Here is a 16,136-nt window from a genome sequence, read left to right as displayed (position 1 = left end):
GCCCGGCCTGCTGGAACGAGCCGCCGATCCAATCGGATCCGATCCCGGCTTCCGCCTCCTCTTTTCGCCCCCTACGATGGCCGCCCCAGCACGCTGCACGGGCAGAAGATCGGAACGTCATGAGCCGCGAACCAGACCCAGCCGTCCTCTACCCGGACGTGGCCGCCCACGGCAGCCTCGCCGCAGCACTCCAAGCCACGGCCGCTGACCAAGGCTGTCCCTTCCATTGGCCCTCACCCCGTCCGATCCACTGCGTCATGCCACGATCGCCAGCGTCGTCCCGCATCGCCACGCGTCCTACGTCGCAGCGTGGCATCACGAACGGCGCTGGAGTATCTGGGGCTCGTCCAACGACAGGCTCATGATCTGCGGTAACACCAAGGACCTCCGTGAGCTTCCTCAAGTGATCCGCGGTTGGGCCGAGGGAGCCGGCCTCGACGAGATCGGGCAGGCTGCGCCCTTCGACCTCCTGACTGGACGTTTCGAGGTCCCCGACAACAACGTTACCGACGTCATCGCCTCAGAGTGGCAGTGGCTACTGAAGGACGCCGATGACGCCGACTGGCCGCAGTACCAGGCGCTCATCGAATCCGCCCACGCCGAACCGAAGCTCCGCAGGCTCTACCCCTTCACCAGCCACTGGGCGCTGAGCTTCTCCGACACGCCCCACTACCCGTTCTCCCCGGCCTTCGTCTCGATCGAATCACCACGGGGAACCGGCGACTACACCATCAAAGAGTGGCGGAACAGCCCCGTCCTGCACCACGTCACCACAGCCGCCGAAGCGATCGCCATCGCCATCGACCGAATCCCCGCAGACCTCCTGCAGACACCTTCTGAGGGCCCTGCACAGGACTCCTGAAATCAACACCGGGCAACCTGGGAAGGGACACGATCGGGCATGGCCGACCGCATCTATCTTCGGCATTCCACCGACAAGCAGACCGACGCCCGCCAGCGGCACGCCCTGGCCGCGCCGCTGGCCGCCGGCGCCCCCATCTATGAGGACCCCGCCACCTCCAGCCGCCGGCTCTCCCTGGACCGTGCGGGATTCGCCCGGCTCCTACACGAGGCCGCCGTCGGCGACACCATCCGTATCGCCGACGCCGCCCGCCTGTTCCGCTCCGTCGCCGACATCCTCGCCCTGCGCCCCGTGCTCATCCGCCGCGGCCTGCACCTGCGGGTCGAATCCGGGCTCCTATCGGGGATCGACCTGGCCAGCGACGACCCCGGCACCAAGATGATGGTCTCGGTCCTTGCCGCAGTGCTGGAGTTCCAGCGCGACATGATCAGCAAGAACACCCGGGAAGGCGTCGCAGCCGCTGAAGCCTCCGACAAGACCCTCGGCCGCCCCGCTGCTCTCGACACCGAACAGACGGTCGCCGTCGTGGCGGCCTACCGGGAGGGCACCGCCGTCAAAGCCCTGGCCCGTCGGCACCAGGTCGCCCCCAAAACCATCCGCCGCGTCCTTGACGCCGCCCGTGCCCGCGAACTGCCCAACTACCTCGCCATGGCCCCGGCCGACACCGGCGAGCCTGCACCCGACCCAGACGTGACCCTCGACCTGCCCGGCCTGCTGGCCGACCACCTGCGCACCATCGGCAACGAAGCCGTCCGCCAAGCCCTCGCGTCCGGGCAGATCATCCGCCGTGGCCACGGTTATTCGGTTCGCCTCGCGGCCCCGCTTGCGCTTCATCGCGCCGCGCTGGAGCAAAGCGCCACCCTTGCCGACGGTGCCGGACCGGCCGAGCGCAAAGCGCACCGAGCCTACGCCGCCCGCATCACCGCTGAAGCCGACCCTGGCCGGCGGCGCAGTCCCCGCTGAGCGCTCCGCTGTGGCGTGACCGGCGCGTTCACGCTACCAGCCACACCTGCAGGTTCTGATCGTCGTCGGAGTCCGGCTCGACCCTCATCCCGGCCGATCTTAACGCCACCGCGTAGGTGCCGACCTGCTCCCGGGCGCCGTTGGTGAGTCCGGTGAAGGCCACCAGGAACGGCTGGCCCGTCCCTCCGCCCTCGACCACGAAGTCGTTCCGGCCGTCGCTGAACTCCATCAGCCCGGTGCCACGCAACGTGTCACGAACACGCTCGGCGTCGCGATCGCGCTCGCTCCACAGCGGCCGCCGCCCCAGGCCGTAGCCGAACTTCGGTTCGTCATCGCTCATAGCCCCACCGTAAGCGCCCACCGGCCACAGTCCAGGGCTGGCGAGGTCGCCGTGCGTCGTGTGGACCCACTCCACCCAAGTCGCGCATCACAGCTGTTGCGCGCGGAGATGATTGTTCAGTGGGCCGCGCGGACTTGATGTTTGAATGAATCATGACCGCGAGATATGACGGCCAAGCCGAGTGGTACGACGACTACATCGGGCCCGGTGCCACCGCCAACATCGCTGACATAGCCGATCTTCTAGGCCCCGGTGAAGGCCTGTGTCTGGACGTCGGCTGCGGCACCGGCCTCTACCTCGATGCCATCCGATCCACTGGTCGAACCGTCGTCGGCCTCGACCGCTCAGCCGACCAGTTGCGCCTCGCCCGCCGCAGGGACGGCGCCCCGCTCCTCCAAGGCAACGCGACCACGCTCCCGTTTGCCGCGGACACCTTCGGCACCGTCACCGCGCTCTGGGTCTCCACCGATATCGGCGACTTCGCCGGGCTGATCAAGGAGGCGGCCCGAGTGCTGCTTCCGGGCGGGCTTCTGCTGTTCTACGGGGTACACCCCGGTTTCAACGGGCCGCACATCGAGCTCCGTACCGACGGAGCGGTGGTCATTCACCCCACCTACCGGCTCAAGGGCTGGCACAAGCGCTCGCCGTGGTGGCGCGAAGGCGGGGTCCGAGACCGGGTCGGCATGAGCCACGTGCCGCTGCCCGACCTGATCAACGCGTTCATCGACGCGGGGCTGAGTGTCGATCGGCTCTCCGAGCCACGCGAGCACCCCGTCCCATCGGTGCTGGCGGTAAGGGCGTTCCACCGAAACTGACGTGATCGCCCTCCGTGGGTGGCCGACCCCCACCGGCTCACCCACAAGCCGTGACCTGCGAAAACGCTCTCGTGAGACGCATCCGAACGGAAAGTCACGGTAAGCCACTCAACGCTGCTCTGCTAACGGGACTTTTCGTTCCGATGCTCGTCATGCCCCACTTCCTGTTCACCTGGCTCAAGTCCCAAGGCATCGACGACGCCCTCATCCAGCCCTACTCCGGCCACGCCAGCCGCACCTCGCTGGAGATCTACTCCAAGATTGCGCTCGGACCCGCCCAGGAAACCTACGACGGCGTCATCGACCAGTTCCCTGTGTAGATAACCTCTCACATCCCTGTCCACCTGCGGGAATGTCACAGATGGCGGCTGGTGGGGTCAGCCTTACCGACAGGCCAACTCCTGGCCCTCGGTGCCCCCGAAGACCGGATCTACTCGACCGCGGCTTCTCCGGCACCACCCGCCGTAACCGCGCCGGCCTCGACCAGGCCCTCGCCGCCGTGTGGGACGGCAGCTTGTTCACCGTGACCAAGTTCGACCGCTTCGCCCGCAACACGGCCGAGGCCAACCAGATCCTCACCGGCCTGTCCGGCCGCGGCGTCCTGTTCGACCTGGGCGCATCCGTCTACGACTGGAACGACCCGTTCGGGCGGTTGTTCCTGCAGACCCTCGCCATGGTCGCCGAGTTCGAGGCCAACCTCGGGCACCTGCGCACCCGCGAGGGCATGGCCCTGGCGAAGAAGAACGGCAAGCTCAAGGGCAAGCAACCCAAACTGCCCGAACCCCGCCCGGCGCTCCATCCGCCGGCGATACGCCGAGGGCGAGGTGTCCCTGGCCGACCTGGCCACCGAGTACAGCGTGGGACGCTCCACCATCCACCGCATCATCCACGGGCCAGAAACCTCCAGGTAGGGCGATCACACCCCGAAGCTGGCCGTCACACGTTGTGCAAGATCATTGTCAGCGCCAACGGCTGTTCCTGGGTTCCTCGACCCCGTACCTGGAGGGGCTCAAATGGTCGCGTCGGACGGGGTGGCCGTTGCGGCGATTTTGAAGACGGTTCCTTCGAGGAGGTGTTTCGGGCCGTCGGCGGCCGCCCAAGGGGTGGCGGCGTACCACATGTCCAGGAGCGAGGTGCTGGCCTTGATGGCGTCGCGGGCGCCGAGGAGTGAGTTGAAGGAGGAGGGGTCGGTCACCCTGACGGTGGCGGTGGGGGTGTCGTACTTTTCGTGGAGCCTGTGGTCCTGGCCTCGGTAGCAGTGGAAGTTCTCGACGTCGCCGAAGCGGCCGTAGGTGCCCGGGGTGAATTCGTCGGTCTTGCCGGGGAGCAGGTCGCTGGGGTTGAGCAGGACTCGGCGGACGTGGCCGCGCGCATAGGAGTCCTGGAGCAGGTGGAGGAGGGATCCGATGGCCCGGCGGGGCAGGTCGAGCGACGTGCAGGCACTGTCGTGGGTGAGGAGGGTCTGCAGGGTGTCGGACCCGCGCGGCAGGGACGCAGCGGTGAAGAAGTCCGCCAGCGTGGTCGAATAGGCCGTTCCATCAGCCGCCGTCACGTGTGAGGCGATCGGAACGGCGTCGAGGCGGTCGGCCCCGGTCACGCCCTCGCCGATGGACAGCCGGTACATGACCTCGGCCCAGAGCATGATCTTGGCCAGGGTGTCTTCTGGCCGTTCGCCGACGGTCTCGGCCATGGCGTGAAGGAACTGCAGGTCGAAGTAGTGTGATCGCCCCGTCAGGTTGGTCACGTTGTTCACGACGGCCTTGCCCGCCAAGGTGAAGGCGAAGAGCGAGGAGGCGCCGGTGCTGAACTTCCAGTTGTCGGTCCGGTCCTCGTCGAACAGCAGCACGGCCGGGTCGTCGTTCCACAGGACGCCGCGCAGGAACTCGTTGACGGCCTGATCGGGTCCCGGGCGCGGCCGGGACGGGACCGGGACGGTGGAACCGAGCAGTGCGGCGAGGGTGACCGTCTCGTGGACGGGCTCGTTCTTGTTGAACGGTCCCTCGATCAGGTACCCCTCGGGTTTGGGTTTGGGGATCGGCTCCAGGAAGTGCACAACTTGGGGGCGCAGGGCCTGGCCCTTCGCCTCTTCCCGGGCCATGTCCTCGTAGCCGCGGACGAACTCCGCGAACGTCAGCGTCTCCTCGGTGCCCGTGTTCGGGTCGATCAGGGTGAAGTCGGTGCCGACCCCGTCCGGGGTTCCGGTGCCGCTGATCCGGATCAGCACCCACGCGTGCGGCGAAAACAGCTGCCCCGGACCGGCGTCCCGGGTCATCCACAGCGGGCCATAGGTCTTCAGCCAGTCGACGTATTGCTCGAGCCGGTAGGAGGCCGCCGGTTCGGCGACCATTCGGCTGCGCAGCACGAAGTCGTCCTTGTCCTCGGTGTACAGGCCGGTGTCGTCGGTGTAGAGCTGCCGGTACTTCTCCCCGGCGGCGCCGACCGCGTCCTCGACGGAGATCGACCCCTGTTTCCTCCAGCCGATGAGCATCGCTGCGGAGACGGCCCAGCAGTCGTTCTGCCGGGTCTGCCGCAGGTGGGGCACCATGGTCGCCTCGGCGAGCACCTTCGACGACGCCGTGCCGCGGATGGTCACCGATTCGCTGTTGCCCGAGCTGTCGAGGCGGCTGGCGGTGACGTCCTTGCCCTGCGACGCCGCAGTCACCGCGGCCTGGCTGAGCGGTGTGGCGGCGGCCTGGCTGGCCGCTTCGGCTTGGGTACGCTTGCCCGCGCCGCCGTCGATCTGCTGCTGCAGATGGTCCTTGACCAGGCCTTTGGCCTCGTCCTGGCTGATCGTGCCTGCGTTCTTCGCCGCGCTGATCGAGTCCATGATCTTGCCGCTGTTCTGGGTGTTGTGGCTCTGCATGGCCATCTCCTTCGCCATCTCGGCGAAGGCCTTCGCGTTCTCCTGGTTCGACAGGTAGGTCCGGATGACGTTCTGCTGGTTGGCGTCCAAGCCGGTGATGTCCTTGAACACCCCGCTCTGGCCGAGCAGCTCCGACAGGCCAGCGAGCCCGGCGCCGGGGGGCGGGGTGCCGGGCACGTTCTGCACGTTGACGATCGGGGTGGCGAACTCGCGGAAGGCCGCGCGCCAGTCTTCCAGGCTGGGCGTGGGGACGGTGACTGGGGCGATCGCGGTCGGCTCGTCGGCGCCGAACCGCGCCCAGTCCTGAGCCCGGTCGGTTTCGATCTTCTCGCAGGCGTTGCACGCGCCCTGGACGGCCTCGGCGAACAGCCCGTGCGACGGCACGCTGACCCGGTAGGGCTCGACCGGCGTGAGCGGCTTGTAGTGGTCGAACAGTGTGACGGGCTCCGTGCCGCCCTCCGCCGTGACTTGGACGAAGGAGCCGCTGACCCGGTAGCCGGGGGCGACCGGCAGCACTAGGCAGTTGCCGGCCACCGCGATCACCTCGTTCTTCACCACCGAGGCGAGGCTGCGGAAGCCGGCCGGTCCCGGCACGGGGGTGCCGTCGGCCGCGTAGACCTGGATGCTGAACCCGTCGAGCAGCATGTACCTGCGGTCCGGATTGAGCCGGCTCCAGAGGACCTTGTTGTAGTGCTCGAGGTTGCTGTTGAGGTGCTCGAGCAGCGCCGCAGCGAGGTAGCGGTCCTCGCGGCGCGGGTTGCGCTTCTCATCGGGCCGTTCCGGGATGTCCAGGTCCACGCCGTCCAGCAGGTCATCACCGGGGCTGCCGCGATAGAGGGGGCCGCGGTAGTGGGCGGTGGAGTAGTCGAGCCGGACGTCCTCGACGTTCAGCGTCACGTAGCTCCGCAGTGCCTGGGCCCTGGTGTCGGCCACGGTGAGGCGCAGTCGCGGCGGCAGCTGGTCGCGACGCCTGCTGGTGGTCCCGGACAGGTTGACGTCGATGACGCGCTCGCCGCCGGTGTACCGCTGGGCGGCGGTGACGTCGGTGGCGAACTCGGTCAGCCGGAGCGTGTTGACGATCCGGTCGAATACCAGCGGCGCGATGTCGTTGTTGAAGATCTCGTCCCATTCGGAGATCAGACGGCCGCGGAAATAGTAGGTGAGCATGGCCAGGACGTCATCGCCGTACCCCAGCAGGCGCGCGTAGATCTCCCACTGCCGGCGGTCCCGGACGCCGTTCTGGAAGAAGTCGAGTCCGGACACTTGAACGGTCACGCCGTTGGCGGTGATGCTGCCTGGATCGAAGTTGGTGACCCGTATGCACTCGGCGGGCGGCACGTGCTCGAAGTTGGCGTCCAGGCTCATGAAGGCGTCGAACACGGCCTTCCTGCCCTCCACCTGCGCCGTCTTGTACTCGATGTTCGAGCCGGGCGACCCCGGCAGCCCGGTGAACAGCGTGGACAGGCCCCCGGTCAATCCGGCGAGCAGGGTATCGGTCCAGACGTGCTTGACCGTGGCCGCCACGTCGACATTGTCCGTGGTGACGGTCTTGCGAATCACCGGAAGGCTCTTCACCCGGTCGTACCGCGTCCGCGGCCGAGGCAGGTTCACGCGCAGCCGGAGACCCCCGCTGAGGAAGCGGATCGTCTCCTGATCGTAGGAGCCGGCGGGGAAGTCGACGTTGGCGTAGTGGGTCCGAATACGCTTGATCGCGTCGAAGCTCCTGCCAAGCGGATGCAGGCGCCCGGATCCAACCTCCGCGGCGTCCGGTTGAAGGTAGGTCTCCGACGGCATGGGCAGCAGCGCGGGGGCGAGCACGTCCCGCCACCCGCTGACGTTCTCCACCGAGAAGCGCGCCAGCAGCAGTGGCACGAAGACGCACTCCTCCACGGACACCAACTCCTGGAAGATCGCGTAGTGCCGGAGCACCTCGAAGTACATCATCGTGAGGCTGTGGCAGTGGTTGTGGTTGGCGATCACCTCGCTGGTGACCCCGAGCCGCTCGCCCTGCTGCACCGTGGTCACGATGGACGCGTTGAGCTGCCGGTAGCCCTCGGCGTTCTGCAGGATCGACTGGCGCAGCTTCTCGCTGAAGAACTGGGCGACGTCGCGGGAGCCGTCCTGGGCGGCCTCGCTGCTCGACTGCGCCCAGCCGCCCGCGATGCCGATCACGGCGCTGCCCGATCCCCCGTAGGCGCCGGTGCCGCCGTATCCCTGGCCAGCTGTGCCGAAGCCGGCACTGATTCCGGAGGTGTCGGCCCTGGAGCTGCCGCGCAGGGACTCCGCTAGCGAGCCGGCGAGCCGGCTGGTGATGACCCGCTCGTCGACCAGTCCCATCGCCAGCCGTTCGTCTTGGCTCAGCTGCTGCGACTCCGCGCCGACCAGGGTCTGAGAGGCTTCTACAACCACGATCTCCTTCTTCTGGCCGGGCGCCAGCGGCAGCGAGTACTCCAGGTCGCCCAGGGAGTAGCCGTCGGCCTTGAACTGCGCCCGGTAGTGGAGGATGTGCCCGGTGGCGACGCTGACAGCCTGGGCGAACTCGGCGCCCGCGTCGTGCGGCGGCACCGGGACCGCCACCGGCCGGACGGACGGCCCGAGCTTGGTCCAGTTCAGCGGCCCGAGGCCGGAGACGGGCACCGGTTCCGGGGGGTCCTGCCATCCGACGGGGTTGTTCAGCCCGACGGGCAGCCGGTACCGGGTGGTGGTGTCGCCGACAAGGTCGTAGTGCACGGATGTGCCGACGGTGTCGATCGCCTGGGTGACCAGCGAAATCGTCCCCGCCGCCGCGTCGATCACCTCGACCGCCTGGGGCAGGAACGGGTGGTCGTCGGCGTCGAGCTGGGTGCGGGTGGCATCGAGAACGGCGACCACGGCCTCGAGGTGGTTGCGCGCCTCGGCGAGCACGGTCGCGGTGATCGGCGGACCCCCCGCCGCGAACGCGGCGGCGACCGCCACGGCGTGCGGATGAACCGCCTCGAGGGCCTCCAGGTTCCGGTAAACGAACGCCAGCTTGGGGGTCTCCTCGCGCCTTTGGCGGGCCGCGGCCAGCGCCACCGCGGACCGGTTCTGCAGCCTCGCTGCTTCCGCCGTCAGCGCGGCCGCCTCGGAGACGTCGATGGCCTGCAGCCCGGTCTCCTGCCTGATCAGCCGGTAGGAGGCGACGTCGGGGTCGGAGATGCGGACGATGGCCTGGTAGGGGAACTCGTTGATGGTGCGGTTGGGCTTGGAGAGGTTGACGCAGGAGCCGCCGATGTCCTGCGTATAGGTGTCGGAGCCGATGAGGTCGACGAAGTCCGGGAGCCGGTTGGACGTGCTGGACCCGCACCCGCAGTCCTCGCCGTCCTGGTTGGGAAGATGGGCGTTCCGCACCATTAAGTAGAGGAAGTCGGTTGAGATGGTCCGGTTGGCCGCGTCGGCGACGATGGGGATGTCGGCCGGTTCGTCGGGCGCGGCCGTGCAGACCGCCTGGGCCTCGACGAAGGCGCCGTACGGGTAGGGCATCCCGAAGTTGCCGCCGGTGTCGATCGCGGCAGCGCCGACCAGTCGCCACGTGCCCTTCTCGGCGGTCCTGGCTCTGATGACGACGAGGACGTCCTTGGTCGCGCAGGTCCGGTTGACCAGGATCACGCGGCCCCGCAGCCGCAGATTGGCGTCAACCGGCGAGGTCTGCGGTGTGGTCAGCTCGGTCGGCGTCTGGCGCGGCACGGTGATGCGCAGATCCGCGAGGGCCAGGTCGCCGCGGTCGAACTCCTCGCTCCACAACGTGGCCCCGGCCAGGCCCTGCACGCTCACCCGCAACCGTCCGCGCACGGCGCTGCGCAGGACCGCCCTGCCCTCGATCAGCACGAAACTGGCCGAACGCTCGGTCACCTCGATTTGGTCGTCGAAGCGGAAACGGCGGCTGCGAGGCAGGCCGTTCGCGTCAGTCCACTCGACTCCGAGATCGAAGGCGGAGAAGTCCTTGGCGGTGACGATGACGTCGTCGGTTGCCTGGACGGTCAGGGTCCCCGCGACCACCAGCGGCCTGATCTCGGGAATGGTCAACGGCACGTCGACCAGGTCGGGATGGCCGGCCGCGAGCGCGCCGACCGTCTGTTTGGCGACCTGCGCCGAGGTGAAGGCCGCGAGCTGCGCCGACAGCCGCGCGGCAGCGGTATCGGAGTACACCAGGACCCCGTCGGGTGTGACCTGGGTGACGTAGCAGACGGCAGCCAGCGCCATGGCGTCGGTCTCCAGCCCGCGGAGCCTGGCGCGCAGGGCGAGGAACGGGTTCTTGGCGACGATGAAGTACCTGGGTGGGGGGCCCGCGACCGCCACGGTATGGCTGAGTAGCTCCACACGGTCGCCGAGGGCGAGGTCCGGCAGGACCAGGACGTCCAGGTTCTGCTCGCCGAGCGGCTGGCCGTCCTCAGTGAGGTGGCGCACGAGCACCGAGACGGTGAGGGCGTCGATGTTCCCGGCCGCCACCGCCGCGACGACGAAGCGGGCCGCGTTCTGAGCCGATTCACCAGTCGGTCCGGACACGAGCTCATCGGGCAGGTCGACGCGGTAGATGTCGCGATCCGCGGGCTGCGTGAACGACGCGTCGACGGTGTCACCAGAGAACCGCCCAGACACGGTGCCATCGGCATCGATGCCGAGAACAAGCCTGGGAACCTGCACGAGAACCTGGACGACGGCGTTCTCCCCCGCCTCCCCTGCATAGGTGATGTTGCGCTGGAGCACGATCATCGGAGCCCCCTGAGCTCGTCGGACGAAGTCATTCTGAGCGCCCTTGACGAGCCCGACAATCCTGAAGCGCTGGCCTGTTCCGGCCTCGCAACGGCGGGGGCGGCATCGCCGAGGACGATGCGCCACCAGGTGATCGCGGAGCTCCGGCCAGGCGAGCGCGCCGAGGTCGTCAACGCGGCGCACGATGGCGCAGCTGGCCACCGCGGCCGCCGACGACGTGGCCCGGCCAGAGCCCCGGTCGACGCCCCACGGCCCGCCGCTCCCCATACGGCCGCGCCCGCCGGGGACATCGACCCGGAGACCCGCCGCGCCGTGGGCGCGGCCACGCTGGCCTTCCCCGGCCGCCAAGCCCCGGCCACCATCGAGCAGCGCACCGGCAGCTGTCGGCCATCACCGAGGAAAGAGGTAGCATTTTGGATCTTCCGCGACCGGCGACCGGCGTGGGTCCGCTCGGTCAACACGTTCGCGGAAAACAGCACCGCCGACAACAGTGCCGCCCACCGTGGGCTGTCGTGCTCTTCCAGGCGGCCCTGCGGGAAACCGCGAAACAGCACTTCTTCGACCAGGTTTCCGGCCAGGCACGTTTCCTGCACGACGGCCGCGCTCTACCCCGGCGGTCCGCTACGGCCTCGGTGGCTTCGAGTTCGGCAGTGAGGCGACGGACGGCCTGACAGCGCGTGGCGTGACCGGCACCTCCCGGGGTCCTTCTCCCCCGCGCCGATGCCGTGTCGGGCTCGGGCCCGACACGGCGGGCTGATATCCGAGTGAGGAGCCGAGAGGTTCCTCACTCGTCGCACCGGCAAACCCTGCCCCCTGAGATCACATATCCTGCGCGTTCGAGCCCGCCGGTTCGCCGAGATGACCCCGGCGGATCGGCCTCGAAGCCGGTGGGGCACCTGCGGCGCCTCACCCCTGCGTAATGTCCTTGACGTCGTAACGCAGATGGACCATGCCGTTACTGAAGCGCCGCTCGTCCAGCAGCGCCAGGTTGACGCGCACATCGTCCGGAAAGAAAGCGTTGCCGCCGCCGACGATCGCCGGTCCGACGAAATCCGAGCCCACTCCAGAACGAACGGCTCCTGGTCAGGCACTGTGTGCGCGGTCTCCCAGTAGACCGTCGTGTCGTACCTCCGGCGGCCGTAGAGGTATGTGCCGATCGACCGCCCGTGCTCGTTGATGAACTTGTGCGACTCCTCCTCGGGGCGGCCCCAGCCGAAGTCGCCGTCCGTGTCGCTCACGTAGCCGTCGAATGACGTGACCATCGAGTAGACGAGTCACCCATGGTGGGCCTCCTTGCCTGTCCAGACAATTGATCTCACGATTGATGTGCAGCCTGTCGCCGACGACCCGCGCGGGATGCTCGCGGTCGTGGCTGGGCCCTCCTACCGGGGGCGGGTGACACGGAGTCGCGCGTCGGTGACGTTGTCGAAGCGCGAATCCCCTCCCCGGATCAGGACGAAGTGTCGCCGCACGTCGGCACGGTAGGCCAGCAGAGGGCCGGACGGCGCGAGGTCGTCGCCGGTGAGTTCCCTGCCTGTGGGGAGGCGGGCGTTGAGCATCGTCAGGGCCGCGACGGGATCGTCGGCAGGGCCGGCGGTCGCTTCGAGGTAGAGCGCCTCGGCACCGCCTACAGGCGCGTGGGAGTCGAAGACCGTGATGGCCACGTCCGGGCGTTCGGCGAGGTTACGGGAATGCCTGCTGTCCGGTGCCGACACCCAGACGAGCCGGTCCTCGTCGAGGGCGGCGAAGAAGACGGGAGTGGCCCACGGCCGCCCTTGGCGATCGGCGGTGGCGAGCACGAGGTAGCGGCTGTCGCCGAGCAGCCGGGGAACCGTCGCCCACATGTTCGTCACCGGCCGCGGACCCGGTGGGTGAGGTGCTTGTCGGCGGTGAAGTCCGTAATCGGTGCGATCACATGCCTGCCTGTGGGCGCCGATCTGTCCACCGCGCTCGTGTTCGCCATCGTTCCCCTTTGCTTGTCGGCTTGCCGACACATCTTCGCGTTCACCCCGATGCCTCATCAATGACAAGATCTGGAACAATTGTTCGGCCACACTGAAGAATGAGGGAGCGGTGGAGCGTCAGGACATCGAGGTGTTCCTCGTACTTGGGGCTTGAGCAGCAACCGAACGGCCCGTGGCGTTAACACGCGCTATCGCCGCTGGCCGTTCCGATGGAGGCGGCCTGATTACTGGTCCGGCTGGGCCTGGTGAGGTAGCAGGTCGGCGAGCGCGGTCCGTACGGCGGCGCGGCTGACTCCGTGGGTGCGTGCGAGGGCGGCGACCGACGTGCCCTGATCCTGGAACGCCGCCCGCGCCTCCTGGCGCCGGGCGCCGTCGAGGGCGGGAGGCCGGCCGCGGTGGCGCCCTTCGGCCTCGGCGGCGGCGATCCCGACGGCGGTGATCACGTTGATGAGCAGGGCGGTGGTCGCCTCGTTGGCCACCAGGTCGTGGACGTTCGACAGCGGTCCGGACAGGACGCGCAGGGCGACGCCGCGGGCCTGGCACCAGTCGCGGACGGCGTTGGTTATGACGACCAGGTCGCGGCAGATCCGGAACAGCTCCGACACCGTCAGGACGTCCCCGGGGTGCGCGGCGGCGGCGACCTTGGCGAACGCGGGCCGCTCCAGCGCGGGGATCTTGGAAGTGGTCGCCGGGTCCTCGAACAGCAGCACGCCCTCGGCGGGGCGGAATACTTCTAATCCCGACACTCCATGCGGGCCGCCGCGAGGCACCACCTCGAGAACGTGCGACTGAGCGCTTCAAGGGACGGCGCCCGCTGGCTACAGGGCTTCGGGGCCTGTTTTAGGCCCGATGTTGAGGATGCTGCACACCTGGTCGGCGGGGCAGTCCGCGGGGTCGGTGAGGGTGGCGCGGTGTTTCAGGTCGTGGAGTGCTGCGCGGGCGTGGGTGAGTTCGGCGAGGCGTTGTTCGACCTGGGTGAGGTGCTGATCGATCAGGTCGGTGACGTGTTGGCAGGGTGGGTGGCCGCTGTCGCGGATGGTCAGGACGCTGTGGATTTCAGCGAGGGTGAGTCCGGCGGTCTGAGCGTCGCGGATGAAGGTGAGCCGGGTGAGGGTCTGGGGGGGATAGTCGCGGTAGCCGGCCGGGGTGCGGGGAGGCGCGGGTAGCAGGCCGGTGTCTTCGTAGAACCGGATGGTCTTGGTCGTGAGACCGGACCGGGCGGCCAGGATCCCGATGCGCATGCTGCCAGCCTACGGTTGACCTTCCAGTGCACTGGAACCTTTATCGTCGAGACGAGGTAACGAAACCGGCCCGGGGAAGGGGCGATCATGCTGGAGTTGACGGTGCTGACCGTGCCGGACTGCCCGAACGATCCGGTCATCCAGGAGCGTCTCGCCGAGGCCCTGGCCGGTCTGCCGGAGGCCCGGTTGGTCCGGCATATGGTCACCGACGAGGGGGAGGCGGCCCGGCTGGGGATGCACGGGTCTCCCACCTTGCTGATCAACGGGGTTGATCCGTTCGCCGCGCAGGGCACCCCGACCAGCGTGTCCTGCCGGATCTACCGTGATGAGACCGGGCGCGGCGCGGGCGCTCCATCGGTGTCCGCGCTGCGGCTCGCGCTTCAGCGCGCCGACGATCTGCCGGGCGTGACGGCACTGCCTAGCACGGCGTGCCGGAGGCGGTGGGTCGTGCCGGGCTGGGCCGTCTGGCACCGGTGGAGGGCGGGTTGCGGGCGGTGCAGCAGCGGGTGCTGAATGCCTTGTTCCAGCAGGTAGACGGCGGCCGCCTGCAGGCCGCCGTGGCAGGCCCCCAGAACGTCCGGTCCACCTCGACCGCGGCGGGAGGATCGGCGGCGAAATGGGCGTGGAGAACTGAAACAGCGCGAATACCGTGCCGCACTACGGCAAGGACGGCGCCCTGGCCGGCCCGGACAGGGAGCACGCCGAGATCTCGATGCTCGCCCTGCACCTGCTCCAGTCCGTGCTTGTCCACGTCAACACCCTGCTGATTCAGCAGGTCTTGGCCGAACCGGCCTGGGCATCGCGGCTGAGCGAGGAGGACCGGCGCGGCCTGACCGCGCTGTTCTGGTCCAATGTCAACCCGTACGGCACTTTCCGCCTGGACATGGACAAGCGCCTCGACCTGGGGCCCGCCGCCGTGTCCCGCCCCCGCACCCCGGCGGACACCGCCGGCCGATCGCGTACGGAGACACAGTGAATGTGACTTCCAGGACTTCACCGACCCAAGGTTGACATCCTCCCCCTCGTAAACGAGGGGGATTCCCACGGTCGCCCGTGAGGGTTCCTGCTTCACCGCCAGTCGCCCGCCAGGAGAAATCCCCTTTGAGGTCTTACACCGGCTCCACAGGCGTTTCACCTCTCCGCCAGCCCGGCGGCGAGGATGTTCTTCGCGGCGTTGACGTCCCGGTCATGGGCGGCGCCGCAGGCACACACCCAGTCCCGGACGCCCAACGGCATGGACCGCTGGATCGCCCCGCACGCCGAGCACAGCCTGGAGGAGGGGAACCAGCGGTCCACGACGAGGAGTTCCCGCCCGTACCAGGCGGCCTTGTACTCCAGCATGGACCGCATCCGACGCCGGCTCGCATCCGAGATCGCGCGGGCCAGGCTGTGGTTCCTCACCATGTTGCGCACGGTGAGGTCCTCGATCACGACCGTTTGGTTCTCACGGACGAGACGAGTGGTGACCTTGTGCAGGTGATCACGGCGCCGATCACCGATCCGGGCATGGACGCGGGCGACCTTGAGTTTCGCCTTCCGCCGGTTGTTCGACCCCTTCTCCGTGCGGGCGAGGCTGCGCTGAGCCTTGGCCAGGCGCTTGCGGTCGGCCCGCTCGTGCCCGGGGTTGACGATCTTCTCCCCGGTGGAGAGGGTGACCAGGGCGGTGAGGCCCGCGTCCACCCCAACCGTACTCGCGGCCGGGGGGAGCGGGGTGATGCGCTCCTCGACCAGCAGGGACACGAACCAGCGCCCGGCCGCGTCCCTCGACACGGTCACCGTGGACGGCTCGGCCCCCTCGGGCAGCGGACGCGACCACACGATGTCCAGTGGCCCGTTCATCTTCGCGAGGGTGATCCGGCCGTCCTTCCATCGGAAGGCGCTACGGGTGTACTCGGCGCTCGCCCGGGACTTCTTACGGGACTTGAACGTGGGGTACTTCGCGCGTTTGGCGAAGAAGTTGGAGAACGCGGCCTGCAGGTGGCGAAGCGCCTGCTGGAGCGGGACCGAGGACACCTCGGACAGGAACGCGAGGTCCTCGGTCTTCTTCCACGCGGTGAGCGCGGCCGAGGACTCCACGTAGGAGACGCGGCGGCCTTCCTGGGTGTAGGCGCGGGTGCGGTGTTCGAGGGCTTTGTTGTAGACGAGGCGGGCGCAGCCGAACGTGCGAGACAGCTCCGCTGCCTGCTCGTCCGTCGGGTAGAAGCGGAACTTGAATGCCCGCTTCACGATCTGCGCCATGTTTCACACTCTACTGCAAGATCAGTTAAGTGTTGGGTGGGGTGGGTCGTGCGGGTCCAGGCACGCTCAGGCGCTAGAGCGCCTTCCCGCTCCCGTTTCCTCCAGCGACACCCACGCCC

General features: G+C 68.5%; 12 protein-coding genes and 3 pseudogenes. 7 read left to right on the top strand and 8 right to left on the bottom strand.

What is annotated here, in order from left to right; translation table 11 throughout:
* The first annotated feature begins 361 nt into the window (after window positions 1-361).
* Window positions 362-862: a DUF6193 family natural product biosynthesis protein gene (locus ACQP0P_RS24485; protein ID WP_433381407.1), complete on the top strand. Its 501-nt coding sequence runs from the start codon at window positions 362-364 to the stop codon at window positions 860-862.
* 39 nt (window positions 863-901) lie between these two features.
* Window positions 902-1,825 (top strand): recombinase family protein, encoded by a 924-nt coding sequence (locus tag ACQP0P_RS24480; protein WP_433381404.1) that lies wholly within the window; start codon window positions 902-904, stop codon window positions 1,823-1,825.
* A 28-nt stretch (window positions 1,826-1,853) separates the two neighbouring features.
* Here ACQP0P_RS24480 and ACQP0P_RS24475 read toward each other — a convergent pair whose 3' ends face one another.
* Window positions 1,854-2,165, bottom strand: coding sequence for a hypothetical protein (locus ACQP0P_RS24475; protein WP_433381402.1), 312 nt, complete (start codon window positions 2,163-2,165; stop codon window positions 1,854-1,856).
* Window positions 2,166-2,317: 152 nt separating this feature from the next.
* On the opposite strand from ACQP0P_RS24475, the gene ACQP0P_RS24470 reads away from it, so the two are divergent.
* The 3 genes and pseudogenes from ACQP0P_RS24470 to ACQP0P_RS24460 form a co-directional block, all read left to right on the top strand.
* Window positions 2,318-2,980, top strand: coding sequence for a class I SAM-dependent methyltransferase (locus ACQP0P_RS24470; RefSeq protein WP_433381399.1), 663 nt, complete (start codon window positions 2,318-2,320; stop codon window positions 2,978-2,980).
* 152 nt (window positions 2,981-3,132) lie between these two features.
* Window positions 3,133-3,300 carry a hypothetical protein gene (locus tag ACQP0P_RS24465; RefSeq protein WP_433381396.1) on the top strand — a complete coding sequence of 56 codons (168 nt, stop codon included), beginning with the start codon at window positions 3,133-3,135 and terminating at the stop codon, window positions 3,298-3,300.
* 32 nt (window positions 3,301-3,332) lie between these two features.
* A pseudogene (locus ACQP0P_RS24460) lies at window positions 3,333-3,671 on the top strand (recombinase family protein); the annotation flags it as partial.
* Window positions 3,672-3,989: 318 nt separating this feature from the next.
* Here ACQP0P_RS24460 and ACQP0P_RS24455 read toward each other — a convergent pair.
* The 6 genes from ACQP0P_RS24455 to ACQP0P_RS24430 form a co-directional block, all read right to left on the bottom strand.
* Window positions 3,990-10,574 (bottom strand): papain-like cysteine protease family protein, encoded by a 6,585-nt coding sequence (locus ACQP0P_RS24455; protein ID WP_433381393.1) that lies wholly within the window; start codon window positions 10,572-10,574, stop codon window positions 3,990-3,992.
* Window positions 10,571-11,128, bottom strand: coding sequence for a hypothetical protein (locus ACQP0P_RS24450; protein ID WP_433382056.1), 558 nt, complete (start codon window positions 11,126-11,128; stop codon window positions 10,571-10,573). Before ACQP0P_RS24450 ends, ACQP0P_RS24455 begins: the two co-directional genes overlap by 4 nt.
* 352 nt (window positions 11,129-11,480) lie before the next feature.
* Window positions 11,481-11,636 (bottom strand): hypothetical protein, encoded by a 156-nt coding sequence (locus tag ACQP0P_RS24445; RefSeq protein ID WP_433381391.1) that lies wholly within the window; start codon window positions 11,634-11,636, stop codon window positions 11,481-11,483.
* A 320-nt stretch (window positions 11,637-11,956) separates the two neighbouring features.
* Window positions 11,957-12,418, bottom strand: a complete 462-nt coding sequence (locus ACQP0P_RS24440) for a pyridoxamine 5'-phosphate oxidase family protein (protein WP_433382053.1) — start codon at window positions 12,416-12,418, stop codon at window positions 11,957-11,959.
* Between the two features lie 344 nt (window positions 12,419-12,762).
* On the bottom strand, window positions 12,763-13,248 hold the full coding sequence (locus tag ACQP0P_RS24435) for a recombinase family protein (protein ID WP_433381388.1): 486 nt from the start codon (window positions 13,246-13,248) through the stop codon (window positions 12,763-12,765).
* A 108-nt stretch (window positions 13,249-13,356) separates the two neighbouring features.
* On the bottom strand, window positions 13,357-13,779 hold the full coding sequence (locus ACQP0P_RS24430; protein WP_433381385.1) for a heavy metal-responsive transcriptional regulator: 423 nt from the start codon (window positions 13,777-13,779) through the stop codon (window positions 13,357-13,359).
* Between the two features lie 87 nt (window positions 13,780-13,866).
* On the opposite strand from ACQP0P_RS24430, the gene ACQP0P_RS24425 reads away from it, so the two are divergent.
* Window positions 13,867-14,292, top strand: coding sequence for a hypothetical protein (locus ACQP0P_RS24425; protein WP_433381382.1), 426 nt, complete (start codon window positions 13,867-13,869; stop codon window positions 14,290-14,292).
* 145 nt (window positions 14,293-14,437) lie between these two features.
* Window positions 14,438-14,686: pseudogene (locus tag ACQP0P_RS24420) on the top strand (Tn3 family transposase); the annotation flags it as partial.
* A gap of 138 nt (window positions 14,687-14,824) precedes the next feature.
* Here the strand turns inward: ACQP0P_RS24420 and ACQP0P_RS24415 are convergent.
* A pseudogene (locus ACQP0P_RS24415) lies at window positions 14,825-16,017 on the bottom strand (RNA-guided endonuclease InsQ/TnpB family protein); the annotation flags it as partial.
* Window positions 16,018-16,136 lie beyond the last annotated feature (119 nt).

The organism is Streptosporangium sp. CA-115845, assembly GCF_050943795.1.
Classification (GTDB): domain Bacteria; phylum Actinomycetota; class Actinomycetes; order Streptosporangiales; family Streptosporangiaceae; genus Streptosporangium.
This window is presented reverse-complemented; position numbering and strand designations above follow the sequence as displayed.